General features: G+C 63.5%; 1 protein-coding gene. It reads right to left on the reverse strand.

Features of this window, described 5'->3' with window-relative positions:
• Window positions 1-510: acyl-CoA dehydrogenase family protein (locus JK635_RS28035; protein ID WP_202653079.1), on the reverse strand; the 510-nt coding region annotated here is incomplete at both ends.

Here is a 510-nt window from a genome sequence, read left to right on the forward strand (position 1 = left end):
GCCTGCGGCTCGGCCTTGGAGCGCAGCATGCCGAGGTCGGTGCCGCAATGCGGCTCGGTCAGGCACATGGTGCCGGTCCATTCGCCCGACACCAGCCTGGGCAGGTACAGCTGTTTCTGCTCCGGCGTGCCATGCGCATGCAGGCACTCGTAGGCGCCATGCGACAGGCCGGGATACATGGTCCAGGCCTGGTTGGACGAATTCAGCATTTCATAGAATGCATTGTTGAGCACTACCGGCAGGCCCTGGCCGCCGAATTCCGGGTCGGCCGACAGCGAGGGCCAGCCCGCGTCGATGTACTGCCGGTAGGCTTCCTTGAAGCCCTTGGGCGTTGCCACTTCATGGGTTTCCTGGTTCAGCCTGCAGCCTTCGCGGTCGCCGCTGTGGTTGAGCGGGAACACCACCTCGGAAGTGAACCTGCCGCCCTCCTCCAGCACCTGGTTGATGATGTCGGCATCGACCTCCGCGTGCGGCGGAAGCTGCTTCAACTCATTTTCGACTTGCAGCAAC

The organism is Neobacillus paridis (assembly GCF_016765675.1).
In the GTDB taxonomy this organism is placed as follows: domain Bacteria; phylum Bacillota; class Bacilli; order Bacillales; family Cytobacillaceae; genus Neobacillus; species Neobacillus paridis.